The 25,240-nt window shown below is 67.0% G+C and carries 17 protein-coding genes and 1 pseudogene; 13 read left to right on the top strand and 5 right to left on the bottom strand.

Annotation, left to right across the window (positions count from 1 at the left end; genetic code table 11):
- Positions 1-75: 75 nt before the first annotated feature.
- Complete coding sequence (locus tag K6T13_RS03065) at positions 76-2,397, bottom strand: DUF262 domain-containing protein (protein ID WP_222896977.1); 2,322 nt, start codon at positions 2,395-2,397, stop codon at positions 76-78.
- Positions 2,398-2,628: 231 nt separating this feature from the next.
- Between K6T13_RS03065 and K6T13_RS03070 the strand changes: the two genes are divergently transcribed.
- Positions 2,629-6,120, top strand: coding sequence for a TM0106 family RecB-like putative nuclease (locus K6T13_RS03070; protein ID WP_222896979.1), 3,492 nt, complete (start codon positions 2,629-2,631; stop codon positions 6,118-6,120).
- Here K6T13_RS03070 and K6T13_RS03075 read toward each other — a convergent pair.
- Both K6T13_RS03075 and K6T13_RS03080 read right to left on the bottom strand, forming a co-directional pair.
- On the bottom strand, positions 6,117-6,971 hold the full coding sequence (locus K6T13_RS03075) for an HNH endonuclease (RefSeq protein ID WP_222896981.1): 855 nt from the start codon (positions 6,969-6,971) through the stop codon (positions 6,117-6,119). The two genes, K6T13_RS03070 and K6T13_RS03075, sit on opposite strands and share 4 nt — an antisense overlap.
- 337 nt (positions 6,972-7,308) lie before the next feature.
- Entirely contained in the window at positions 7,309-9,174 is a 1,866-nt protein-coding gene (locus K6T13_RS03080; RefSeq protein WP_222896985.1) for a hypothetical protein, read from the bottom strand.
- A gap of 325 nt (positions 9,175-9,499) precedes the next feature.
- On the opposite strand from K6T13_RS03080, the gene K6T13_RS03085 reads away from it, so the two are divergent.
- The 3 genes from K6T13_RS03085 to K6T13_RS03095 all read left to right on the top strand — a co-directional run bounded on the left by K6T13_RS03085 (position 9,500) and on the right by K6T13_RS03095 (position 12,453).
- The gene (locus K6T13_RS03085) at positions 9,500-10,048 is read left to right on the top strand and encodes a hypothetical protein (protein WP_222896988.1); all 549 of its coding nucleotides are present in this window, start codon (positions 9,500-9,502) and stop codon (positions 10,046-10,048) included.
- A 78-nt stretch (positions 10,049-10,126) separates the two neighbouring features.
- Complete coding sequence (locus K6T13_RS03090; protein ID WP_222896993.1) at positions 10,127-10,972, top strand: ARPP-1 family domain-containing protein; 846 nt, start codon at positions 10,127-10,129, stop codon at positions 10,970-10,972.
- Positions 10,969-12,453 (top strand): ADP-ribosylglycohydrolase family protein, encoded by a 1,485-nt coding sequence (locus K6T13_RS03095; protein WP_222896996.1) that lies wholly within the window; start codon positions 10,969-10,971, stop codon positions 12,451-12,453. The genes K6T13_RS03090 and K6T13_RS03095 overlap by 4 nt, the downstream gene beginning before the upstream one ends.
- Here K6T13_RS03095 and K6T13_RS03100 read toward each other — a convergent pair.
- Complete coding sequence (locus K6T13_RS03100; RefSeq protein ID WP_222897004.1) at positions 12,450-13,064, bottom strand: hypothetical protein; 615 nt, start codon at positions 13,062-13,064, stop codon at positions 12,450-12,452. The genes K6T13_RS03095 and K6T13_RS03100 overlap by 4 nt on opposite strands.
- A gap of 215 nt (positions 13,065-13,279) precedes the next feature.
- Here K6T13_RS03100 and K6T13_RS03105 point away from each other — a divergent pair, with 215 nt between their 5' ends.
- From K6T13_RS03105 to K6T13_RS03130, 6 genes and pseudogenes are all read left to right on the top strand, one after another.
- Positions 13,280-14,257 carry a hypothetical protein gene (locus tag K6T13_RS03105; protein ID WP_222897007.1) on the top strand — a complete coding sequence of 326 codons (978 nt, stop codon included), beginning with the start codon at positions 13,280-13,282 and terminating at the stop codon, positions 14,255-14,257.
- A gap of 149 nt (positions 14,258-14,406) precedes the next feature.
- Positions 14,407-15,456: pseudogene (locus K6T13_RS03110) on the top strand (PGN_0703 family putative restriction endonuclease); the annotation flags it as partial.
- Positions 15,457-15,757: 301 nt separating this feature from the next.
- Complete coding sequence (locus tag K6T13_RS03115; RefSeq protein ID WP_222897014.1) at positions 15,758-17,065, top strand: DUF6884 domain-containing protein; 1,308 nt, start codon at positions 15,758-15,760, stop codon at positions 17,063-17,065.
- 72 nt (positions 17,066-17,137) lie between these two features.
- The gene (locus K6T13_RS03120; protein ID WP_222897019.1) at positions 17,138-18,439 is read left to right on the top strand and encodes a TY-Chap domain-containing protein; all 1,302 of its coding nucleotides are present in this window, start codon (positions 17,138-17,140) and stop codon (positions 18,437-18,439) included.
- Positions 18,436-19,377 (top strand): NERD domain-containing protein, encoded by a 942-nt coding sequence (locus tag K6T13_RS03125; RefSeq protein WP_222897027.1) that lies wholly within the window; start codon positions 18,436-18,438, stop codon positions 19,375-19,377. The genes K6T13_RS03120 and K6T13_RS03125 overlap by 4 nt, the downstream gene beginning before the upstream one ends.
- Complete coding sequence (locus K6T13_RS03130; RefSeq protein ID WP_222897029.1) at positions 19,377-20,078, top strand: ATP-binding domain-containing protein; 702 nt, start codon at positions 19,377-19,379, stop codon at positions 20,076-20,078. Before K6T13_RS03125 ends, K6T13_RS03130 begins: the two co-directional genes overlap by 1 nt.
- Positions 20,079-20,269: 191 nt before the next feature.
- Here the strand turns inward: K6T13_RS03130 and K6T13_RS03135 are convergent, their stop codons facing one another.
- Positions 20,270-23,188: a DEAD/DEAH box helicase gene (locus K6T13_RS03135; RefSeq protein ID WP_222897034.1), complete on the bottom strand. Its 2,919-nt coding sequence runs from the start codon at positions 23,186-23,188 to the stop codon at positions 20,270-20,272.
- 30 nt (positions 23,189-23,218) lie between these two features.
- Here K6T13_RS03135 and K6T13_RS03140 point away from each other — a divergent pair, with 30 nt between their 5' ends.
- The 3 genes from K6T13_RS03140 (at position 23,219) to K6T13_RS03150 (ending at position 25,112) form a co-directional block, all read left to right on the top strand.
- Positions 23,219-23,413: a hypothetical protein gene (locus tag K6T13_RS03140; RefSeq protein ID WP_222897037.1), complete on the top strand. Its 195-nt coding sequence runs from the start codon at positions 23,219-23,221 to the stop codon at positions 23,411-23,413.
- 54 nt (positions 23,414-23,467) lie between these two features.
- Positions 23,468-24,355, top strand: a complete 888-nt coding sequence (locus K6T13_RS03145; RefSeq protein WP_222897040.1) for a hypothetical protein — start codon at positions 23,468-23,470, stop codon at positions 24,353-24,355.
- Positions 24,356-24,467: 112 nt separating this feature from the next.
- The gene (locus tag K6T13_RS03150; protein ID WP_222897043.1) at positions 24,468-25,112 is read left to right on the top strand and encodes a hypothetical protein; all 645 of its coding nucleotides are present in this window, start codon (positions 24,468-24,470) and stop codon (positions 25,110-25,112) included.
- The last annotated feature ends 128 nt before the right edge of the window (positions 25,113-25,240 follow it).

Consider the following 25,240-nt stretch of genomic DNA (forward strand, 5'->3'; position numbering starts at 1 on the left):
GGCGCTTGGGGGCGCCCGCTTGATGGAGAGCTCGGTCCCCGCGCCTGTGGCGCACCCAGTTCGCCGAGCATGTGACTAGGTGGATAGCCATCCGTCGAGAACGGTCCAAGCTCTCTCTAGGAGGTTTCTGGTGCGTTGATCGATGAAATCTCTGTCCCACTCTCCTTCGTAATTGGCGATTGCCTGCAGGACAGGGAGGTGGAGCCGCCGACCAACTAGGAAATCGATCTTCTCCGGACTGAGAGAGACGCCTTCCTTGACAGCTGCCTCCAGTAGAGCACGGGCGGCGTCTGGCGACTCGGCCGATAGAGCCGAATATAGGCGACGCTTCTCGTTCCAAGGCCGGTTGCTGATGAATGAGTTGTCGTCCAAGGGCAAGAGGGTCAGATTTCCAAGGACTGGGATCGCGGAGGGGGACGCGTATAGGTCAATTGCCCAATCGTCTGGTGTCGGATTCTGTGGTGCGACGTGTTCAACCGTGGCGAGCCGATCGTCGGTTGTGTAGCGATCGGGCTTAAGCATGTCGGTGTGGTCAGCCTTGGCGCCGTCCTTGGTTAGCCCTGAGGTCTCTTCTGGGACGGCGTGATGGGCGGCGAGCAGCAGGAGGAACCTGGACAACTCGAACTGCTCATCATAGATCGGACGTCCGGCCACGTGAGCTAACCAGTCAGACTTGCTGGAGAAGCTATAGCCGTTGGCGCCTGCCAGGTGGTGTCGGTACGCGGCAGCGAGAGCGCTCACGTCGGGAAGCTCCCGCTCGTCATGGCTAGAACCTGCGGTGCGGGCAAGGGGGGCGCAAATCCCGTCGACGCCGCTTGACATGATCTTCCGGTAGATACCATCGATGCCATCGGTCCCGCCATGAGCCGCACGCCAAAGGACGGAGAATGCCGTGGAGGACTTAATGGCCGCCTGTAGGGCAGAAACCGTCTGTACTGACGGGTCCTTGCGCCATGCGGCGAAGTATCGGGCAAGCGGGGCGAGGACGACAGTGTGGTTGATTTGGTTAAGGAAACGAAGCGCAAAAAGTGACTGATCGTCGAGGTGCCCTTCGACCCCGGTCGCTCCAGTCGACAGTTCCAACTCTTGCCACATGTGGAAGTACGTCAGGCTGCAGTCTGCCAAGTATCGCGTCATCGCTCGCTGCTGGTCCGCGTTCTCGGCGCTCTTGTACCGCTTGTTAAGCTCACGCCGTTGATCATTGTGCTTGTTTGGAACTTTTAATCCCGCGTCCGACAGCAAGAACATGGTCACCAGACGTTCGGCCTGCCGCTGAACGTTATCGTCGTCGCCAAGCAGCCTACTGGTCAGCGACATGTGCTCGAAGCTAGGTGACGTTGGATATTTCTCCACCCCTTCCGCCTCAACCACCAACGGCAAAAAGGTTTCCAGTGCTGTGAGAGGCTCGCCCGTGGTGTTCAGCGAGTCGAACAAGTCGAATGCATACGCTTCGTCTTTAGCGTTGATCTGAGTTAATGCCACTCTTTCGAGGAGGAATCGACTCAGAAGCAGCAGCCTCAAGGCCTCGCTGAGCTGCGTGGATGTAAGGGCGGCCGTTCGGAGGGACGGAGCCAAAGTGTCGGTTACGTTCTCGAAGAGTGCGGGGAGCGCTTTGGAAGATGGGCCCAGTAATACATCCAAATCAATCGCGTCCGCTAGATCGCCTTCTCGCCCTCGAGCCAGGTCTCTAACGAGCTCTTTAATCGATTGGTATCTGCGATTAACCGTCTCGAAGTCGGCGAGAGAGCTCCCTGGCGCCTCGGGCATAACTATCGAAGATGGGAGGGTTGGCGAGTAGGTGTTGGTCCCATCGTGTTGAATGTATCCAATGAGAAGTCGAGAGATCGGAGATCGATACTGTGCTTTCGACTGCTTGGCGCTCCAAATGTCTGAGACATCTCTGACCAGCTTGGGTAAATTACGGAAAGCCGCGTCTCCCGACTGCCGTACTTGGCCGAGGCAGGCAAAGAGGCCGCCACGGGTCTCCGCGATCTGTTCAGTGCACCAATCCCGTACCTCTTCAGGTAGAGAACTTGTGTCAACTGACCCCTGCTGCTGCCCAAGACGCTCATGAAGAGCGACTGCCAACATAAGGATCGTGGTTAGTCTCTGCTGGCCATCAATAACCTGCCGCGCGTCGGATGGCTTGGTGTCATGTAGATCGCTAATCCCGCTGACCGTAATGATGGCGCCAATGAATGAGACAGCCGATTCGTCGCTGCTGAGCCGCTGAAGGCCAGCAATCAAATCTTCGCAAAGCCGTCGCAGGTCGGCTGGTTTCCACCTGTATGGCCGCTGATAGGAAGGAATGCAGAACCCGCCGACGAGGTCTGAGAGAAGCTGCCGTATGGACGCCGAGGTGGGTTTGAAGAGCGCGTCTACCTCAGTGGTGCCCATACTGGCGCTGTCCTTTCAGGGATCAGGAACTAGTTCGTCGAGCGTCGATGAGACACTAGTCGATCCCCTTAGGGCTTCATCAGCTCATTGACCTACTTCCTGTGGGCCTTCCCCCGGGCCGGTGCCACAGTGGGAGGCAATCACGTCCTGTAGGCGGGGTCATTGACCTGTGCCCAGCGTTGGCAGGACGGACTCGTGCCGTTCACTGGGGATCTCGTGTATGTAGGGAACGTGCAGCTACTCGGAAGCCGACTTTTATGGAGCGCCACCGACCTGACAGCCGCTGCGAGCTGCGAGTACGGCTTGTTGTCTGAGGTGGACCGCCGGCTGGGGCGCGTCGCCGTCGCGCAGCAGGCCGAAGACCCCCTTATAGAGCAGATCGCGGAGCTGGGTATCCGACACGAGAAACGTGAGCTAGAGCGGCTTCGCGAGTTGCACGGACCCTACGATGCCGTCACCGGGTCTGGCGTACGTGAGTTTCAGCTGCCGCGCGGGGGAGACGCGACCGTCTTGGATGGCGCCGCTGAGCTCACAGCCGGAGCGCTCAAGTCCGGGGCCGATGTCCTCTACCAACCGGCGTTCTTTGATGAGTCGTTCTTCGGGCTGGCCGACTTCGTGCGTCGCAGCGATGCGGGCTGGGTTGTCTGCGATGCGAAGCTGGCCCGTCACGCGAAGGCTGCCGCGCTACTGCAGTTGGCCGCGTACGCGGATCAGCTCGCCGCTCTTGGTGCCTCTGTGGCGCCCACGGTCGAGCTGCTTCTCGGCAATGGCGTGCGTGAGACGTTTCGACGGTCCGACATCGAGCCGGTGTTTCGGGAGCGCCGCGCCCGCCTGGTGCCGCTCCTAAACGAACACGCCGCACAGGATCAGCCTGTCGGGTGGCCGGCGCCTGAGTTGCTTGTGTGTGGCAGCTGTGTGGACTGCCAGGCAGCTGCGAAGAAGGCCGACGATCTGATCCTCGTGGCGGGGATGCGGATGGAGCAGCGCCGCAAGCTGAACGCGGCCGGGACATACACGCTCCAGGATCTAGCCGCGCGCGAGACAGCGCCGGAGGGGATGGCGGCGACCACCTTCCAGCGACTGCGCGCCCAGGCGGAGATGCAGATCCTGCAGGAGGAGACCCCAGTCGGGGAGGTGCCGAGCGTTCACTTCCGAGTGTTTGACGAGGAGGCTCTGCTCGCGATGCCGGCCAAGTCACCGGGGGATCTCTTCTTCGACTTCGAGGGCGACCCGCTTCACAACGAGGGCGACCCCAGCGACTGGGGGTTGGAGTATCTCTGGGGGGTCCTCACGAGCCCCGCGCATCCAACACAGCAGCGCGAGTTCCTCCCGCTCTGGGCGGACAGCCATGCCGAGGAGCGCGCTCAGTTGATCGCATTCCTCGACGACGTCGCCGTCCGACTGACGGAGCATCCCGATCTGCACATCTATCACTACGCGCCCTACGAGGTGTCCGCACTCAAGCGACTGACCGCCAAGCACAAGACCCATGAGGCGATCCTGGACGAGCTGCTGCGCAACAACGTATTCGTCGACCTGTACGCCGTGGTTCGCGCCTCGATTCGCATCTCGCAGCGGTCGTACAGCATCAAGATGCTCGAGCCCCTCTACATAGAGAACCCGCGAACCGGAGACGTGACAAAGGGGGACGTCTCCATCGCGGAGTATCACGCCTATCGCCTCTTCCTCGAGCAGGGAAAGTCCGAGGACGCGATGAAGTCTCGAGGGGCGTTGCTCGACTACAACCGCTACGACTGCGAGAGCACGCTGGAGCTCCGCGATTGGCTGTACGCGCTTGTTGAGCGATCTTCTTCCCCCTCCTCTGTGCCGGCTGCGAGTGAGAGCGGGGAGAAGGATGAGGAGCACGACGAGCTTGCGATGTCGCTGCTTAGCCGCAGTGGCTCCGCCGAGCGCATCGAGCGCTCTCCCGAGGAGCAGGCGTGGGCGATGTTCGCCTCGGCCCTTGGCTATCACCGTCGCGAGCGCCTTCCCTCGGCTTGGGAGCACTTCCATCGACTCTTTAACCCCGTTGCGGAGTGGGAGAGCAGCTCGGACGTTCTGGTGTTCAGTGACTCGCCGGCGATCGTGCAGGACTGGGAGAAGCTGCCAGGCAAGCAGACTTATAGTCGGGTCTTGGAGTGCATCGCTCACGTGGGGCCTGGCAACCGGGTGAGCCGCGGCGAACTGAGCGCCCTATACGCCGCGCCGTACCCGTCGTGCAGTGAACCGCACGACGGCGCGCGCCACGCGATCGGATGCGGTGCCACCATCACCGAGCTGACTCATGTCAACGACGAACAAGTCAAGGTCCGTTTCGAGGAGCGGCTCAAGAGGGGTCAGACGGGGTTTCCGCAGACGCCCTTAGCCCTGGTGCCGGGGTACGGCGTTAACGACAAGCCCCTCGAAGCCGCTGTGCGCGAGGTCGCCGAGGGGGCCGATCAGCTCGGAATCCTGCCTCAAAGTGCGATTGCCGATGTGCTGCGTCGGCGCCCCCCGCGCCTGCGGTCTCTGGCCGCGCTGCCAAGGACTGGCGACGTCCGACGCGACATCGTCGCGGCCTTGCGCGACCTCGACAGTTCGTACCTAGCCATCCAAGGACCGCCAGGCACTGGCAAGACCTACACCGGCTCTCATGTGATCAGAGAGCTTGTAGAACGGCACGGCTGGAAAGTGGGCGTCGTGGCCCAGTCCCACGACGTTGTCGAGAATTTCCTGGCCAGCGTGGTCGGGTCGGGGCTAGATGCGCAGCTGATCGGCAAGAAGGCCACCAAGACTCCTGCCGCGCCATGGCAGACGGTGGGCGACCCTGCCGCCTTCGTCGCGAACCACCCCGAGGGATGTGTCGTCGGGGGGACCGCCTGGAACTTCTCGGCGTCCAGCTTCGAACGCGCATGCCTAGACCTGCTGGTCATCGACGAGGCCGGACAGTTCTCGCTTGCCAACACCATGGCTGTCTCGGTGGCGGCGCGGCGACTGCTGCTGCTCGGAGATCCCCAGCAGCTCCCACAGGTGAGCCAGGGGACACACGGTGAGCCGGTCAATGAGTCCGCCCTCGGCTGGCTCATGGGCGAGGACGCAGCCCTGCCTCCGGAATTGGGCTACTTCCTCGATCGGAGCTTCCGAATGCATCCGGCCGTCTGTGAACTGGTTTCGACCCTGTCCTACGACGGCGAGCTCAAGGCCACCGAGGTTCCAGCTGCTCGCACGCTGCATGGGGTCCACCCGGGCGTGCTGGTGGTCAGGGTGCCGCACGTGGGCAACAGCGTGGCGAGCGCTGAAGAGGCGGAGGAGATCGTCGCCCGCATACAGGCGCTGATGGGGACGCCGTGGACGGATCCGCAGGCCCTGCCCGTGACTCGGCCTCTCGATCAGCGCGACTTCCTCGTTGTGGCGCCGTACAACGCCCAGCGCCAGCTCATCAGCCGCAAGATGAAGGCAGCCGGTCTCAACGAGGTCCAGGTCGGGACCGTGGACAAATTCCAGGGCAAGCAGGCGCCGGTGGTCCTGACCTCCATGACCGCGTCCTCGCAGGCCGAGGTTCCGCGCGGGATCGGGTTTTTGCTCAACCGCAACCGAGTGAACGTGGCGGTCTCTCGCGCACAGTGGCTCGCCATCCTCGTGCGCTCGGAGACGCTGACGGCCTACATGCCAGCCACGGTGCCGGGACTGCTAGAGCTCGGCGCCTTCGCCGGCCTCTGCGAGGCCTCACTCACCGGGGCCTAGGCGCTGAGAAACTCGGCGTACCGCTCATCGAGTCGAACGGGATCGGGCCGCGCTGGCAAGCTTGCGGGCACGACCTCAAGTGACTTGTTGTGGACGTTCTGGATGCCGCCCTTGAGCATCCACCCGTCAACCTCGTCGAGCACGTCCTGACGGACGTGCACTGACAGGTCGGGTCTGATGCCCAGGATTCCGTTGTCGAAGGCTGCGTGGTGAATTCTGCACAGCGACAAGCCGTTCGGGACAACGGGCTCACCGTGGGGCTGACCGTCAGCGATGATGTGAGCTGCGTCAAGCAGTTCGCTATGTCGGAGACGGCAGATCGCGCACTTCCCGTCGTACGCCAGGAGCACTTGGGAGCGGAAGATGCGTTGGTGAAGACGCATCTTGGTCAGTCGCTCCGCGTATCGCCGCATGTCATCGTCGAATGAAGACGTATCCAAGTACCGCTGCGCTTGGTCTACGGCGAGCGTGAACTCCAGTAGATCGGGAGCGTCGCCGATGATCCATACCGGATAGATGGGCTCATAGAGACCCTTGTAAACGCCCACAAACCAAATGAGCGGCAGCTTGGCGTTCATGGCGTTACGGAGAGCCACGTTCTCGGGGTGCATCGGATCGTCGCCGCGATATTTGTAGCGCTGCAGCCCGTCGACGCCGATGGCGTCGGCATAAGGCGGAGTCTTGCCGGGCTCAGTGAAGGCTGTTCGTATGGCCAGCGCCGCATCCATCCCGAGCGGCTTCCGGATCCCGCGTTGTCGGTCCATCAAGGGCAGCTGCTGCCCTTGATACTCGAAGCCCCGCAGCCAGGAGTAGTCGACCCGTGGCTCTCGTCTCTGGTCGAGCCATGCCATCGCTGCCTCTCGGACTGCCCGTTCGCGCTCGACATCCACTCTCCTGGTCCTACCAGACATCCGCCCGAACTGGGAGGTCCGCGTAAGCCTCGCGGCGCTACATGTGATCCCGTCTAGCCACAGAACGTTGTAGCCAAACGGAGCCGCTGATTCGTCGCGGCCCCGTGCAAGTCCATGAGGAGACCCGCGTCGTCAAAGACTCCACACGGTCATCCGTCTTCTGAATGGTGGGACGGCGAGGAGTCGAGTCCCCCGGAGGATGTGGGTGCAGCCGACTGTGCAGGTGACCAATCTGGTTACGGTTGCGACGAGGTCCCACGTACCCAGGAGCCGAGATTCAGAGGCTCTGGCAGCGACGGGCGAACTCCCGACCCCAGCGCGTTAACGTGACGAGGGCATCTGCCAATTGATCAGTGGTGGTCGACGGATCCACCTTGCGGTAGCGGTAGACGAAGTCGGGTGCGAAGTGCTTCCAACCGCCGGCGCTGCCCACGACGGGTAGAAGCCGGGGCCCCAATACGCGCTCAGCCGCCGACAGGTCGAAGTAGTCGGGGCACAACTCGTCGGCCAGCTCAGCGCGAGTCGTGGCCGCCTTATCACCGCGACCGTACGTGGGGTGTCGCTTGCCGACGACCAGCTGCTGACGCAGCTGACCACCCTGGAGCTGCCAGCCGATGCGCGTCTGGTCGGTCAACGCCGTCGTCCACTCGACCAGACCCGTGCCCTTGGAGAAACCGGTGCCGATGGTCTCGGTGTGGTTCAGCCTCTGCTGGACGAGGTCGGCGAGTCCGCTGAAGCGCATGCGCTGCAGCGGCCCACCGAACTTGGTCCCCACCAAGTGCTGCATCACGTCAGTGACCTCGAAGGCGGAGTCAAGAGCAGCCGCCGGTTGGAGGAGCACCTCGAGATCGACCAGACGACGTACCAAGCGGCGGTACCGCTCGAAGAGCTCGCGCGCGGGGGCGCTGGTGCCGGACCAACCCCCGTCGTCGTCGAGTGTGGCAGCGTCGACCGAGTCCAACGCCCTGACCAGGTCGGCGTACCTCACGACCTGCCACGTGTATGGCATGGGGAACGTCGGTGCCATGAGGGTGAGTAGCGTCCACTCCGCATCCTGGGGCTGTGGCTGCTTCTGCCAAGGCAGCTTCTTCGACTCGTAGTAGTTCTCTAGCTGTGCAGACGCAGGGATGGAGTACGTCTTGTTCTCGACGACGATGCGGACGCTCTCGCCAGTGTTCAGCGCCGACTCGATAACCAGGTCGAGGTTGGCGTGCTCGCGCCACACAGTGCTGTGGTCGACTGGGGCCAAACGGCGTCCGCACAACAATTCGACGAGCGGCTGCATTGCCCTCGGGCGGTGCTCGATCAGCCAGCCCAGCGTGTTCGAGTGGAACAGCTCCTGAGCCGCCTGCGACATGCTCCACAACAGGTCACCGGACAACGCGTCAAAGAGAGGCGCTACCTGCTCGAGGAGGCTCGGCTCCTCACCATCGGCGCTGTCGATGAGCTCCCGCACCCTCGACGGGGCCTGAGCATCAGCCTCGAGCCCGGTGAAGTCGCGGTACGACAGGTAGCGCACCGGGTTGGCAGAGCCCGGCTTGAAGAGGTGGGAGACGTCGAGGCCTGCCCAACGCTGTCGTTGGGCATCGATCTCGCCGGAGAAGCCGACCCGGTGCTCCCAACCTGGCTCGTGGCAGGACTCCCAGGCGGTGGGCCGGTACGCCTCCCGGACCTCTCCGCCCGCGACGGCGAGGACGAGGCTGATGCCGGGGAGGCGTTCCCGGTTGAGCACCCACCAGTGGCGCGTTGCGTCGTACAGCTCCTCGGGGGTGATCGCGGGGTGCCACGCCTGGCTGATGCGGAGCACGAGGATGGTCTCGCCGGAGGTGTGTAGTGACGGTGGCGAAGCTGTCGCGGGTGTACGCACCTCGTCCACTGTCGCGTAGCGGACCGGGTTGGCAGCGCCAGGCTTGAAGAGGTGTCGGACGTCGTACCCGAGCCAGTCGGCCGCGTCAGGAGCGACCTTTCCCTCGAAGCCGTAGCGGTACGGCTCGCCCGCTGGCCACCGGTCCCAGGCGTAAGGCTCGAACGCGGCGACGACTCGTCCGTGCGCGACGGCTAGAACGCGCTCGACCTGCTCTGCCTTCTCCAACTTCGTCCGCCACCAGTGGCGGGTGACGGCGTAAACCTCGTCGTCGGTCATGCTCGGAGACCACGACTGTGAGATGCGGAGCAGGAGAACGGACTGATCGGCCGGCATGGCGACTCCTTCGGCGGGGTGGGCGCTGTGCACACGCTAGGACAACCTGGCCACGCCCAGAGGTGAGTCGACTTACCCTGCGACGGTGATCAACGATGTCTTGGGCCACGTCTGGCTGAACACCCAGGATGGGCCCGCGGGCAAGTGGCGACTGCCCACCGCGGAACCGGCGTCAGTCGGCCGCGCACCTGGTCATGGCCTGGTGATTCCGAACTCGTGGGTGCCGAGGAACCTGTGCCGGTTCGTCCCGGCCCCCATGGGATGGATCGTGCAGCTCGGCTCTCGCGCGCGGGTCCGCGTGGTCAACGAGTTCGTCGGCGACCACGTCTTCGGCTGCCACGCGCTGATCGCGTTGCAGGAGGGCAAGTCGACGCTGACCTTCCCCGAGCTTGACGAGCTCATCCAGCTTGGTGTGGTCATCCAGTCGCTCCCGCTGGTCGATCCTCACACCGAGGAGCTCGCGTGGGACGTGCCGGAGCTGCAGGACGCGCGCGACCCCGGGGAGGTGAGCAGCACCAGATACGGCGCCCACCGCCTGAACCTGACGACGACCCAGCGGCAGCGGATTGCGGCCACGTTCCGGTGGCTCCTGGTCGGCGAGCCCGCCCCGGCCAATCTGCTGTCCGCGGCCGCCTCTGCCCTCGGCATCGGGCAGCCGGCGTTGACGAAAACGGTGCTTGCGGTCCGTGACCGGGTCAACGAAGAGCGGTGGCTGAACCTCGAAAGCTTGGACCAGCTCGGTCACTACCTGTGCCACCTCACCCGAACTATCACCATCGACGACCTCCCCGCTGACCTCGCGCCCCGGTGGAGGTAAGTCGAGTCACCCTCCCAATGACGGTCCACTTGTCACAGTCCTCCCGCCGGACACAACGCCGGCGAATGGGAGGCAACGATGAACACACTGCACGTAGGTCGCGGGATCACCCGGGGCGCGATGACGGTCTTCCCGCTGTGGGCGGACCGAGCCGGCTGGAGCCGGTACACGACGAGCGCGAAGACGCTCGACATCAGCGAGGCCGACAACGGGCCCGACGTCGGTCAGCTCATGGTGGGCAACCACGGTGACCGGCCGGTGCTGGTGCTCGAAGGCCAGCTGTTCGAGGGTGGCTGGCAGCACCGGATGGCTACCCTGTCGGTCATGGTCGGTGTCCACCAGCGGATGCCGGTCGACGTCGCGTGCGTCGAGCAGGGCCGCTGGGCGGGGTCGACCCGACAGACCAGCCGGGGGCGGCGCGCGACGCCGTACCTTCGGGACGCCGTCCGCGGGGGAGGCGACGTCCAGCGCACGGTCTGGAGCCGGGTCGCCGAGCACACCGCCGGCACCACCAACGACACCGACTCGTTCGTGCGTCACCTGGACGGGACGACGGTCGACACCTCCGCCTTCCGGGCGCTGCCCGGCCAGGTCGGGGTGCTGATCGGGCTCGGCGGTCAGCCCTACGTCGCCGAGGTGTTCGACTCCACGATCACGCTGCGCCGAGAGTTCCGGGCGATCATCGACGCCGCCGCCCTCGACGCGCGGTTCGCACCCGAGGTCGCGACGCCGGGTCGGCGGGCCCGTCGCTTCCTCGGAAGGGCTGAGCTGGTCCACGACCGCTACGTGCAGGGTGCCGGGGTCGCCCAGCGCGGGGTCGGCGCGACCGAGCACGTCGACCGGGTCCGGCTCGAGTGGCAGGGCCGCGACGTGCACACCCGGCTGAGCAACGTGCGCCACCCGATGCTGGCAGGTGTGCGATGAGGCTGACCTCGGCACAGATCGACCGGGCCTGCGGGGTGCTGCTGGCCTCGGCCGCGGGTGACGCACTGGGCGCCGGCTACGAGTTCGGGGCAGCGCCGTACGACGGGACGCCGGCGATGATCGGCGGCGGGCTCGGTGGCTTCGCCCCCGGCGAGTGGACCGACGACACCGCTCAGGCGGTGGCGATCGCCCGGGTGGCCGCGACCGGCGCGGACCTGCGCAGCGCAGAGGCGCTCGACGCTGTCGCGGACGGGTTCGCCGAGTGGTACGCCGGGGGGCCGGCCGACGTCGGTATCCAGACCAGCCAGGTGCTGCGCTTGGCGGGCCGATCGGCCACCGGCGCCGAGATGGCCGAGGCAGCGCGCCGGGTGCACGAGCAGAGCGGACGCTCCGCCGGCAACGGGTCGCTGATGCGGACCGGGCCGGTGGCGCTCGCCCACCTCGACGACCCCGCCGCGCTGGTAGAGGCCGCCAAGGCCGTCAGCGCGCTCACCCACCACGACCCGCTGGCGCAGGAGGGAGCCGCGCTGTGGTGCCTGATGATCCGGCACGCGGTGCTGACGGGTGAGCTCCCGACGGCGGCGCAGGCCCTGGCCGAGCTCGAGGATGCCGGGGGTTTCGAGGCTCGCTCCGCTCGCACCTCAACCACCGGCGACATCGACTGGGCGGCGCTGCTCGCGGAGGCGGAGGCCAACCCGCCCTCGGCGTTCGCGCAGAACGGATGGGTCGTGGGCGCGCTGCAGGCGGCGTGGTCGGCGATCGTCCACACACCGGTGCCCGAGGTGATGCCGTGCCGGCAGCTCCAGGACGCGCTCGCCACCGCAATCGGCATCGGCCACGACACTGACACGGTCGCCGCGATCGCCGGTGCGCTGCTCGGGGCCCGGTGGGGTGCCAGCGCCGTACCGCTGGCGTGGGTGTCGATGCTGCACGGCTGGGGTGCCCCTAGCGGGCAGGCGCTGGTCGAGCTCGCGACGCGCACCGTGGCGCCTCGCCCGGGTCACTGGCCTGACGTCGACCGGATGGACTACGCGGACTACGACTACCACCGGGCGTTCGTGCCCCACCCGACTGTCGAGCACGTGTGGATCGGCGGGGCGACGGCGCTCGACGACCTGCCCGACACCATCGATGTCGTCGTGAGCCTGTGCCGGGTCGGGCGGACCCAGGTGGTCGGTCGCGAGCACGTGCAGGTGCGCCTCATCGACACCGAGCCCGCCGACAACCCGAACGTCGACTGGGTCATCGACGACGCCGCGCGGACCGTGCTGCGGCTGCGCGACGAGGGCAAGCGGGTCTACCTGCACTGCGCGGCTGCCCAGAGCCGCACGCCCACGGTGGCCGCGCGTGTGGCGGTGCTGGAGGGGGCGTCGCTCGAGGACGCCCTGACTCAGGTGACGGCGGCGCTGCCTGCTGCCTCGCCGCGGCGGTTCTTCGTCGAGGCGCTCGAGAGCCTCGCGAGTGCGCGCCGTACGTCCTAGGAGCGGAACTCGTAAGTGGTCTCGGCGGTCGGGGCGATGCTGGTGATCAGCTGGTCGTAGAACACCGCGGTCTGCTCCTCGAGCAGGTCCTGGTTCGACTCGATGTAGGTGTCACGGGCGTCGTCGTTCAGGATCTCGTTGACCATCTCGACCTTGTCGACGTCCGGGGTGACCCAGCTCAGGGGCCCGTCCTCCTCGACGGCCACCCTGAAGGTCGGCTCGTCGTACCCGATGAAGATGAACTCGGGGACGGAGACCTGGTACTTGTCCTCACCGGTCCGGGTCACCGTGACCTCAGCGCCGTCGATGCCGAGCTTGGCGTCGAAGTTGTACTGGAGGAAGACCGTCTCGGCGCTGCCCGGGATGGACTGCCCGAACACCTCACGGCTCTCGGTCTTGTCGGTGATTCCCTGGATCCCGAGGCTCAGCAGGGAGACTTCCTGCGTCCGCTCGATGGCGCGGATCACCTGCGAGTCGTTGGTCTCGGACTGGATCCCGAAGGGTGAGAGCCATCCGAGGCTCTTCGCCACGGAGAAGACGCCGAGTGAGACGACGAATGTCAGGAGGAGGGGCAGGAGGCGCAGTGCCGACCTGGTCAGCCGTCGTGTCATGAGAAGTCCCGAGCCTTGTGGTGTCGTGATGCAGAGTATGGCGGGCGGTTGATCACCGCCGGGGTGAACGCTACTTGCCGATGTCTCGAGCCGGGGGCCTTTCGGCACAGTGCATCGACGCGCGCCAGATCGCGCCGGTGGGCTCGCACCGACTCCCCCCGTGTTGTCAGCCCCGTCGACTACTGTCACGCAAGGATCGACTCTCGGGAGGAAACATGAGCGACTTCGAGATCCGCTATGACCGCCGTGTCTCGGACGATCTGCTGGCTCACTTTCGCCCCAAGGGCGTGGCCGCCTCGCTGACCCGCATGGTCACCAAGCGCGCGCTCTATCCTCTCGACCTGCAGTTCCGCAGGTCACCCAAGTCCGGCGCAGAGCACGCCACGCTCTACACGGGGCTCACGGCGGTGCTCAACCTCCACCGCACCAAGGACGGACTGAAGCTGAGCGGCCACCAGACCTGGACCGGCAAGGGTCACGGCTTCGACCAAGACTGGCGCAAGACTGCGCCGGTCGACACCTGGCGTGAGCGCTGGCACGACGTCGAGCTCTACCTCGAGCGCGTCATCCCGGTCGCCACGAAGAACCACGGCGTCACCGAGGGAGCTGTGCAGGCGGCCGTCAGCTCGGGCACGAGTCGCAAGCGCGTCATGCTCGACCGCGAGGTGGTGCCCCACTTCCGCGACAAGAAGACGAAGGAGCGGATGCTCAGGGACTGCCGGCGCCCCATCCTGGACGTCCTGCACCGACACGACTTCGGGCCGGGGAAGGTTCCCACGAACTTCGGAGCGGAGTGCGACCTCCTCGCGCTCGAGGCCAGCGGCGAAGTGCTCGCCATCGAGGTCAAGCCGCTCGCGGGCGGTGGGGTCCCGTGGGTGGCCGCTCAAGCGACCATGTATGCCCGGGTGCTCCAGACGTGGATCGACGAGGACGGTCACGCGCTCGCGCGGGAAGTCCTGGGCGACACACTCCGTCAACGCCGCGAGCTCGGGCTCTGCCCCAAGACTGACGTGACGCTGCCCGGTCGACTGTCGGTGCGGCCCGTCGTGGCTCTCCAGCGTGGCGCCACCCAGAAGCTGAAGGACCGCATGCTTGCGGTGCGCGATGCCTTGAACGCCGCCGACCTCGGGGTCCCGGACGTGCGCGTCTACGAGGTCTCGATCACCGGGGACTTGAAGGAGCTTGCCGGATGACCGGCGCCTTCGTGCTGGCCGAGCGAGCAAGAGCAGCGCGATGGAAGAACTCGACAACATCGCTCCCCGACGAGGCCCGGCTCCCGGCGCCGTACGTCGGGTAGGACGGTCTCAGCGGCACCACTGACCATGACTTCTGCCTCCCGCCTGAGCATGCCGCCCTCACGTTGTTGCCCGACGTTCGCAGCACAGCGCTCCGCGTCTTCGAGGAGCTGGGTATTCCCTGGCACGCGGGAGTCGGGAACGGACCCAGCAACCACCTTCTGTCGTCGCAGGTCCAGTGCGTCAACGCACTCGCTCGCATGGTCGACGACCCCACGAGGATCGCCAGGGCCTTCGCGTCCGTGATCGAGGTCGGCGAGGTCCTCGAGATCGAACCCGGACGCTTCCTGACCTTCGAGTACATCGGGCCCACCGACTTCTTCGGCGAGTCCGTCACCGGCTCGAGGACTCGAGGTGCGAGGTGCACGAGCGTGGACGCAGCGTTCCTCCACCGAACCCCTGACGGGGTCGTCGAGCTTGTCCTGGTGGAGTGGAAGTACACGGAGTCGTACGGGCAGCGGAAGCCCGACAGGCGAAGGGACGAGGTCCGTGCCGGACGCTACAAGCCATTCGTCGAGGACCCGTCGGGGCCGGTTCGGAGCGACGTGCTGCCGTTCGAGCTGCTCCTGGACGAGCCCTTCTACCAGCTGGTCCGCCAGCAGCTGCTCGCCCACGAGCTGGAGCGGGCGGGCGCCGAGGGCGCCCAACGCGTGCGCGTGGTCCACGTGCTACCTCGTGGCAACGACGCGTATCAAGCCTCGTTGACCCGGCCCGAGCACCGAGCACTGGGCGCGTCCGTCAGCGAGGTCTGGCAGCGGCTCATCCGGGTGCCCGACAGGTTCGCAAGCTTGGACGCGTCCGCCTTCCACGACCCGGCGGTCACGTCACGGGAGTACGCGCTGCGCTACGGGAACCGCGCAGCCCATGATCGCCGGGGACTCCTCGAGGCGATGGGCGCCGACGACGACTCGGGGGTGGAGGACCGCCTCTACGTCGATGTGGACTTCGACGGCGACGTGCAGCTGCATCAGGACGGCGTGGAGCTCATCGTGGGTCGGGCCGGCACCTTCGTCGCGTACCCGTTCCTGATCGAGGAGCTGTTCGAGCTGGCACCTCAGCTCGCAGCCGAGGCGGAGCAGCTCGCGCGCGACGACTGATCGGCCCTGAACCGCACCGTTGTCGCCCAGGAGAGGCACGGGCAGCTCCTCCCGGTTGTCGGTGGCCGTCTGTAGCGTCGTCACGTCGGGCCGCACGGGTCCGCGGAACGGGGAGTCATGGCGCGCTGGGAGTGCGACTACTGCGGCAGTGAAGGGACGTCCTCCGACGACGAGTGTGTCGAGATGAACCCGTGCCCCAACTGTGGCGAGCCGGTCATGGAGGTGCGGTGACCTGATCGGCCATGTTGCCGGCGAAGAAGCGGGTCTGGCGAATGATTGGTTGCATGGCCACCCTGTATCCATGGCAGCGAACTGGCGTGCGTTGGCCAGGCACCTCAGCACACAGGGCGAGCGCGTCGAGCTGAGCTGGCCCGAGTTCGACGCCCTCGTGGGGGGTGTACCGGAGTCAGCGTTGAATCACGTGCCCTGGTGGAGCGGGGACCGTCCGCACACGCGCGCATGGCGGGCCGCCGGCTTCGAGCTGGAGTCCCGGGAACCCGGCGTCTCCGTCACCTTTGTGCGGACCGGCGGCGGGGGTGTCCCGGACAGTCGACCGATGCAGACCCTTGTCGCACACGGTGCGGCAACTGCAGTCACGGCTGACCGGCTAGCGGATCGAGGTCGGGTGGTCCTGGTGTCCTGCTCCAAGACCAAGCGTGACAAGCCGAGTGCCGCGAAGGACCTCTACTCCTCAACGCGGTTCTCGAAAGCGCGGAGGTACGCCGAGGGCGCAGGAGTTCCCTGGTTCATCCTCTCCGCCGAGCACGGTCTCGTGAGCCCAGATGAGTGGTTGGCGCCGTACGACCGCTATCTACCGGACACGCCTCGTGCCTACCGTCGCGTGTGGGGTGAGTGGGTCGTTGCCCGGTTGAGCTTGCTGCTCAACGGTCTGGGCGGGCGCACCATCGAGATCCACGCCGGGCGGCAGTACGTCGGGCCGCTTCACGGGCCGCTGCGAGCTGCGGGCGCCACGATCCAGCTCCCATTGGCCGGATTGTCACTGGGTTCGCAGCTGCAGTGGTATGGCCGCGTCGGGTCCACGGACCGCTCGCACTTGTTCGCCGGGGACGTGGAACCGGTGTGGCGCCGACTGGCGGACGAGTCGGTGGCGACGTCCGCAAGCAATGGGCGCCTACTGTCAAGGACGGAGCTGGCCGGACCGGGCCTGTACGCCTGGTTCGTGGACGACTCCGGCGCGGCGGACTTGGCGCGAGGACTCGGTGAGCCGGTGGCGCCCGGTCTCATCTATGTCGGACAGACAGGCGCTACCAAGTGGCCAACGGGTACACGGAGCGCGAGCACGCTCCGCACGCGGATTCTTGGGCAGCACCTGGGACGTCGCCGGTCGGCGTCGACACTTCGCCGGACCCTCGGTGCCGTGCTCGACGAGACGCGCGGCCGGATCCTGGGCCCACCAGAACTCACCGACTGGATGCGCGAGCACCTCAGCGTGGTTCTGTTGAGGCTCGATGACGGGGACGTGATAGGGGATCTCGAGCGTCGCGTGGTTCATCGTCTCGACCCTCCGCTGAACCTCGACCACGTCAGCACGTCGCCACTACGTGTACGACTGAAGGCTCTCCGCGCTGGCGCCGCGGGCCGGGAGTAAACCGCCGCGTGCAGCCGGACTGTCAGTGGTCGCCCCTAACGTGTGATCTGCACGACGAGAACGGGGGTCGAGATGACGGATGAGCTGGAGCGTCGGTGGGACGACGCAGTGGAGAAGGCCTGGAGCGAGTTCAGGCAGCGGCTGGGAGACCGGCTGGCGGAGCTGGGCGCCGACGAGTCGGTCGTCGTGGAACTGCCCCAGGACGACGAGCTCGAGGGTGCGACGCCCTACTGCCAGGCGCTGGCCTACGGTGACCAGCTGCGCGTCGAGGCAGTCAGCAACGAGTTCCTCGACCGGGCCCACGCGCTGGACGAGACGGGCGAGCAGGCGATGCGCGAGCTCGGGTTCGCCCTGCCGCAGCCGGACGCCTCGCCGAACTACTGGACGGACCTCGAGCAGCGAGAGGCCGACCTCGCAGCCGTGATGATGGTCCGCGCCCTGCGTGAGGTCTACGGGGTGCTCCACCCGATCTACCTCGACGCCGGGGGGCTCGAGCCGCAGCCGAGGGAGCCCGAGTCCGACCCAGGGGAGGCAGCGGACGCCGACCGGACCACCTTCGCGGAGAACGCGGACGAGGTCAGGGCAGCCCTCGACGCCGCGCTCGCCCCCGTCCTGGGCCACGCCCCCCACTGGGACGAGGACGGCGACCTCCCGATCATGACCGAGCGGTCGGTGCTCTACCTCACCATCGCCCAGTCGGCGCCCCGCATCCTCATGCACGCGACCCTGGTCGTCGACGTGGTGGACGAGCAGCGGGCCCTGAGCGAGGTCAACCTCCTCAACCAGGCCGAGTTCGGGCTCACCTTCGTCCTCGCCGAGCGACGGATCACCGTCCGGCGAGAGCTGCCGGTGGCCGCCTTCGTGCCGGAGGTCCTCCGCGCAGAGATCAAGCGTGTCGGGGACAGCATGGACCGATGGGTGAGCGAGCTCGTCACCCGAGTGGGAGGACGGGACGTTTTCTCTGACGAGGCCGCCCAGTCGCCCCAGGCAGCCACGCCTCCGAGCCGGGAAGCGGACGGGCCGCACGACGAGCGGCTCCAGCAGGCGCTGCGTGTCCTGCGCGAGCTCGAGAGCGAGGAGCGCGGGTCGGTCGACCCGAGCACCATGCTCCGGATCTTCCACGGCGACCGCGACCTGCTGCTCGCCGCGATCCGGCACTCCCTCGCGCGGGCCAACAAGTGGGGTGTGCGCCTGCGTGAGGCCGAGAAGGAGGGCCGGACGGCCACGGCCAAGCTGTCCCGAGCGCGGCAGCGCTACTACCACGGGCTGCGGGCGCGTCAGCGGAGCGCGCTGCGACTGGCCGTGCAGGCCCCGGCGAAGCCGGACCGGCAGGAGCAGCTGACGCTGTTCCCCGAGGACGAGGCGATCTCGTGACCCGGCTGCTCCCGGAGCGGCCGCAGTTCGCCAGCGAGGCCGAGAAACAGGTGTGGGAGCGACTGCGTGACACGCTCCCCGGCGACGCCTTCCTCATCGCCAACCAGCGGCTCGTCGACCACAACCTCGACCACGAGGCCGACCTGATGGTCCTCCTGCCCGACGCGGGGGTCGTGGTGGTGGAGGTGAAGGGCGGATCCGTCTCCTACGACGGCGGGCGATGGACCCAGCGCGGCGGCGGCGAGCGCGAGATCCGCCCGGTCGACCAGGCGATCCGGGTCAAGTACGCCTTCCGCGACTACGTCGAGGCCGACCCCCGGTGGGGCGGGCGCGGCCACGTGGTGTGGGCCCACGCGGTCGTGACGCCGTACTCCGCCTTCCCCGCCGACTTCGCGGCGCCCGACTGTCCGCGGTGGGCGCTCCACGACCGCGACGACGTCCACGACCTCGCCGGCCGGCTCGCGGAGAACGCCCGCTGCGCGTCGCAGTCCCACAGGGCGCCGTCCCACGCCGACGTCGAGCTCATCAGCGAGATCCTCCGGGGGCGCGGCTTCACCGGCCACGACCGCAACGCCGAGGCGCTCGAGCGGCAGGCCGAGGCCGACCGGCTCACCGCGGAGCAGGCCGCACTGCTCCAGGTGACTCGGCTGCTCAACCGGATCGAGGTACGGGGCGGGGCGGGGAGCGGCAAGACGGTGCTCGCCCTCGCGCAGGCCAAGGAGCTGACGCGGGGCCGACACGACGCCCCACCCCAGCGGGTCGCGGTGCTCTGCTACTCCATCGGCCTCGGGCAGTTCCTGCGGCGCGAGGTCGAGTCGTGGCCGAAGGGCACCCGCCCGGCGTACGTCGGCACCTTCCACGAGTCGGGCGACGGTGGGGCGCCCCCGAGGGCGACCGCGAGGACAGCGAGTTCTGGGAGGAACGGCTGCCCGAGCTGATGGCCGACCTCGCCGCCGACCTGGCCGACCACGACAAGTACGACGCGATCATCGTCGACGAGGCGCAGGACTTCGCCGACAGCTGGTGGGTGCCGTTGCTGCGGGCGCTCAAGGACCCCGAGCACGGCGGGGTCTACGTCTACTCCGACGAGAACCAGCGGATCTTCGCCCGGTTCGGTCAGCCGCCCGTGCCGCTCGTGCCGCTCGTGCTCGACCACAACCTGCGCAACACGCGTCAGATCCACGAGTCGTTCAAGCCGCTGGCGCCCACCCGCATGACGTCGCGGGGCGGCGAGGGTGCCGCGGTCCACTTCATCCCCACGGCCGACGACCCGGTGGGTGCGGCCGACGACGCGATCGACATCCTCCTCGACGCTGGCTGGGCGCCCGGCAACATCGCGCTGCTCACGACCGGCAAGCGCCACAACGTCCAGGTCGAGCTCGCCGAGTCGCGCGGCCAGGTCGGCTATTGGCGCACCTACTGGGACGACGAGGTCTTCTACGGCCACGTCCTCGGCTGCAAAGGCCTCGAGCGACCGGCCGTCGTGCTCTGCGTCAACGAGTCGGCCGCCCACGACCGCTCGCGGGAGAAGCTGTACGTCGGCATGTCGCGTGCCACCGACCAGCTGATCGTCGTCGGCGACCCGGCGCTGGTGCGGGACATCGGCGGACCGGCGGTGGCCGAGCAGCTCGGGATCTGAGGTCGCTTCGTTGGTGCGGCATTCGACCAGTGCTTCCGAGGTGGCGTGCGGCGCAAACCGGCGAGCCAAGCGACTGCAAGGCTAAGGTCGACCTCGACCCGAAGGCGGAGTGCAGGGATTGCATACCGCTCTACGGAGGCGCGCATACAAACGGCGCCACCTTCTAGACACCCACACCGGGGTTCGTCGTGCTACGGCTGGAGCCCGAGCAGGTCGTCCGCAGTCCATCCCGGTTCCAGCACCGTCTTGTCGCGTGCGACCTCGCCCACGAGATCGAAGAACCCCTCGTGGACTCCACTGGCGGGATCCTCCACGGTTCCGGCTGCGAAAAGAAGCACGAAGCGAACGGGTCGCCCGTCGGATTTCCTGCGGATAACGCGTCCGAGGCGTTGCACCATCTGGCGGCGCGAGCGGCTAGCCGTCATCACGACACCGAGGTCCACCGTGGGCACGTCGATGCCTTCGTCGAGCAGCTTGGGAGCAGCCAGCGCCTGCAGCCGCCCGGAGGCCAGTCCATCCACGCTCTGCTTGCGCTCGCCGTCGGGCATCCCTCCATGCAGCGCGGAGGCCTTGATGCCCCACTCCCGCAGCCGCAGAGCAGCGTCCTCCGCCACCTCTTTCGACTGGGTGAAGATGACCGTGCCCTGGCTCTGCTCGACGAGCTCGCTGAGTTCCTCGATTGCGTCGAGCTTGCCTGTGAGTCCCGCGAGCAGGCGCCGACGTGCTCGCATGCCCGACTCGGCTGAGCGAGCGGCGGCGCCGATCTGTCCACTGGCACCTCTGAGGCGGCCGAGTTGGCGGACGACGTCTCCGCCGCCTGACTTCAGTGCGCCGCTGTTGCGGAGCACCTTGAGCCCGTTCGAGATCTGGCGGCTGACAGCGTCGTACTGCTCTTGCTCTTCGCCGTCGAGGCTGATCGGAGCCATGACTAGTTTGAAGGGGGCGACCACGTTCTCGCGCAGCGCGCGATCAAAGTCGACAGTGAGGATCGATCCTCCGAAGTAGGGGAGCAGTACCTCTTCCACCGCGTCGTCGCCTGATCGTTCGAGAGTGGCCGTGAGACCCAGTCGCCGGGCATACCGGGCCCGCAGGGCGTACTGGAACTGTTCGGCGCCGTAGCGGTGCACCTCGTCGGCCACCACCAGGGAGTCGTCGGACAGATCGCTCAGGTCGTGAGTCAGCGCTGAGTGAACGACCGCGACCGTTACGTCGGCCCGGTGAGGGTCGCCGGCCTTGTGGCCGCCCACTCTTGCGAGTCGCAAATGGGGCAGGAAGGTCGCGAACCTCTCCACCCACTGCTGCTGGAGGTCTACCGACGGTACGAGCACCGTGGTCCGCTGCCCCGCAGTCGCGGCATGGGCCGCAGCCTCTAACCCGAGGTGGGTCTTGCCTGTGCCGGTGACTGCCTCGACGATGCCGTGACAGCCGTGCGCGTACCAGGCGGCCATGGCTTCCTGCTGCCAGGTAAGGAGGCCGAGCACTTGGTCGGGGAGTGGCCTTGGCTCGACCGGGCGTCGAGCCACCGGCTGGACAGGCGAGGTCCGCGCCGGGGTGGCCATGGCGACGAGATCGGCGTACGCCGTCCCCTCGTCATGGTCCCGGCGGTGCAGCTTGGCAACCGTCTCGCCGCGCGTCGGTCCGCCAGCCACGGTAGCGGCGCTGCCGTCGGCGTGCACGAGACTCCACCTTGGTACACGCGAGTCGTCCTTACAGAACACTTGAAGGTCTCGGTACAGGGCCGAGTTGACGTCACCCCGCGCCACCGACGGGAAGTCGCCGCGGCTGAGAGCAAACGCGATCTCGCGAGCGGTGGAGTCCGGGACCTCCGACAGGTACCGGATGATCGCCGAGCGCAGGCTGTTGTCCGACGGCAGCTCCAGGTTCGAGGCTCCGCCGACGATCTGACCCAGGAAGACGTGGCGGCCATGCGCCAGGGTCACTGCGTTCCCCTCCTGGTCGACCCAGACGCGACCGCCCTCGGGCCGCACAGCGAGGAACTGACTGACCAACCGGTTCGCGACATCCTTCCCGACGACTCCGGCCAAGCCTTGATGATCACTGAGCCGGGTCATGCTCCGCGTCGCCGCACTAAGGCGCCAGCGCTCGCGGCCGGGTTCGTTGTCCCAGGGGGTCCCCGGGCTCGGAACGAAGCGTCGCTCCAGCGTTGGTCTACGCGTCACGTGCGGGGTCGTACTGGCGGATGGAGTGCTCGGCTGAGCGTCCTGCGGGCCCGGCACGTTCTCGAGCTGTGCCTGGCGCTCACGTGCTCTCTCGTCCAGCTTCTCGATGGACTCGAGCAGCCTGGGTAGCTGTTCACTGAGGGCATCGACCTGGGACTCGAGCTGCTCCACACGGGCGCCGTCAGCAGACCGCGAATGAAGATCCGAAAGCTCCTGTTCAGCCCGTGCGAGCTCTGCCTTCTTCGACACGAGCTCGTCGCGAGCCGCGTCTGCTTCCCGATGTGCCTCGGCGGCCTTCTCTTCGGCAGCCATGCGCGCTTCTTTCTCCGCAAGCCGCGCCTCCTCGGCCTCGTGCATGAGCGCTTGTGCCTCGTCGTCCTTGCCACGGCTCTCGTACGCGGCCAACACATCCTCCGGCGGCGACTCGAGGCACTCGACCAGCCGCATAGTGAGGTTCTCTCCAAGCTGCTCCACGAGCTCCCAGACATCTCCCTCGTGGCGGCAGGCCCGAAGTGACGCGAAATGGCTTTCACTGACACCGAGCCGCTGCAGGAACTGGTCGCTGAGGTGATGGAGTACTCCGTCGGCGGATCGCGGCTCCTCGACGCTGTCGTGGCCGACGGCGATTGCCTGCTCGATCGCCACAGGATTGCCCGCCCGTGCGTGCGCCCGGTAGACGTCGTCGTGCTCGCCCACCCTCAGCAGATGGACCTGCGTCCCCTCCGGCCGAACAAGGACGCGACGACCTTCGCCCAGGTAGACGGTCCATGCGTCACCGACGCGATGGATTTCCTTGCACGCGCGCGTTCCCTCGCGGCTCAGCAGTGCCTCGAGCCGAGTCAGATCCTTGAGAACGCGAGGATTGTCGATCAGCTCCCTACGATCCTGTAGGTACTGAGGAGACGGGACGATCTGATAGTGCTCAGCCACAACTACCTCCCGAGAGGCTAGGTGCCCACCTTGGCACTACAGACCTTCGCTGGGAAGGCACTCGGTGCGGAGAGAGTTGTCGTGGTTCGCGAGTCGGTGGTGTCTGCCGAGCAGACCGACGCGCTGTCGGCGATCATTCTTCTGCTGCGAGGAACCGCCATCTCGAGGAAACTCCGCTTCGCTCAGCTCCGGTGGATCGGCGTCTCGAAACCAACGGTCGCCTGACCCCGATGGCCTAGGCTGACGACGACGACGTGACGGGGGACGACCATGGATGACGTGGACGACCTGGACGACGGGGTGGACCCGATGGTGCTCGGGACCGGCTACGCGCTCTACCGGCACGGTCAGGACCGGCTAGCTGCGCAGATCACGGACGGCGTACGTGCCGCCCTGAGCGAGTGGGACCCCGGAATCCCCGAGGGCGGGTCGCCGGGTGCGTCCGAGATCCGGTGGGGTGTTGCGCCGGTCGACCTCACGGCGACGCGCTTCACTCGGGACTGGTCGAGTCTCATCGGGCAGGACCACCTGCGGGAGCGATTCGGCGTGCGGGTTGAGTCCGCGCTCGCGCGGCACGGACGGTTGCCCCACACCTTGCTGGAATCCCAGGAGTACGGGATGGGCAAGCGCCACTTCGCCCGGGTGCTCGCGAGCCTGGTCGACGTGAAGCTGGTCGAGCTCATCGCTCCCTTTCCGGCGAGGGCCTTGTACGACGCCCTGGCGCTGCTGGACTACCGCGACATCCTGTTCATCGACGAGATCGACCGCATCGACGGGTTCGGGGCGGCAGCGCTGACGACGCTGCTGGAGGCACGGACGGTCCAGTTCGAGGGCGAGGAGGTCCTCGCGTCGGAGATCACCGTCATCGCCGGGACCGTCATGCCGGACGCGCTACCGGCGGCCGTCATCGACGGCTTCCCGGTCACCGACCAGCTCGTCCCGTACACGTGGGAGGAGATGGCGAAGATCGCCATCGAGCTGATCTTCGAGCATCGGTGCGAGGAGCTGATCGACAACACCCTCGCCAGTCGGATCGCCGGTCGGGTGACCACGCCGGCGCACTGCCGGCGACTCGTCGTCGCGGCTCGTGACCTGATCATGGCCCGCGGCGAATGCACCATCGACGACGTGATGGCGATGGTCGTGAGTGTCGCCGCCCCAGGGTGAGGCCACCGGCCTCCTGCCGGGCTGACGGACGAGGCGTGCACCGGCGCGTTGGCAGGGTCCGCACCTGAGGACCGGTAGCGTCCACGCGACGTCGATGACGAACGGGGAGCACATGAGTCAGCTTGTCGCCTACTACGAGGACAAGCCCATCGAGGTGAAGGGGCAGGTCGAGCTCCACCAGGTGCCGATCGCGGCGGCGGCGGACCGCAGGTCGGTCGAAGGTGCCGTGCGAACCTCCGTCGTGTACGTCGAGAGGGCCAGTGAGGCCGGGCCCTTCCTGATCCCTTTCGCCGACTACGACGACTGGTCACTGCGCGACCGCTACAACGAGGCGATCCGGATCATGAACACCCTCGGCGCCTCGACGATCACCTGCGAGACGTTCCGGGAGGTTGCCACGCGGCGCGGGCTCCGCGCCCGGGTCAAGCGACGGGGCGCCGAGCTGCAGCAGCAGCGGCTCGAGAACAGCGGTTTCGACTTCCGCCACAACGGTGCGGGGAGCGCGCCCCGCGATCCTCGTCCGCTCCGGTGGCCCGACGAGCCGGGCTTCGCCGCGGCCGTGAGCAGCGTCCTCGAGAACGCCGCCACCGAGGTCGTCATCAACATCAAGAGCAACCGCACCCATGCCGTCGACGGCGAGCTCGGCATCCGCTTGAAGCAGCTCGGGTTCGAGCTGGGCGGCGGTGTCGAACGCTCCGCCGCCACGAGCCTCCACATCCGGGCTGGCTTCCCGCAGGCGAGGAGGCTCTGGAGGTAGCGCCCTCGGCCGCCTCGGCAAATGTGCCGATACCGGCCCCATCTCTCCCGCTGCCATGCTGGAGGATCGCGGGGGGCGAGGTGACGGGGGATGGTCGCGAGCGGACGCCGGCGGTTGACCGGCTTGGC

This window comes from Nocardioides coralli, from assembly GCF_019880385.1.
Lineage (GTDB): Bacteria > Actinomycetota > Actinomycetes > Propionibacteriales > Nocardioidaceae > Nocardioides > Nocardioides coralli.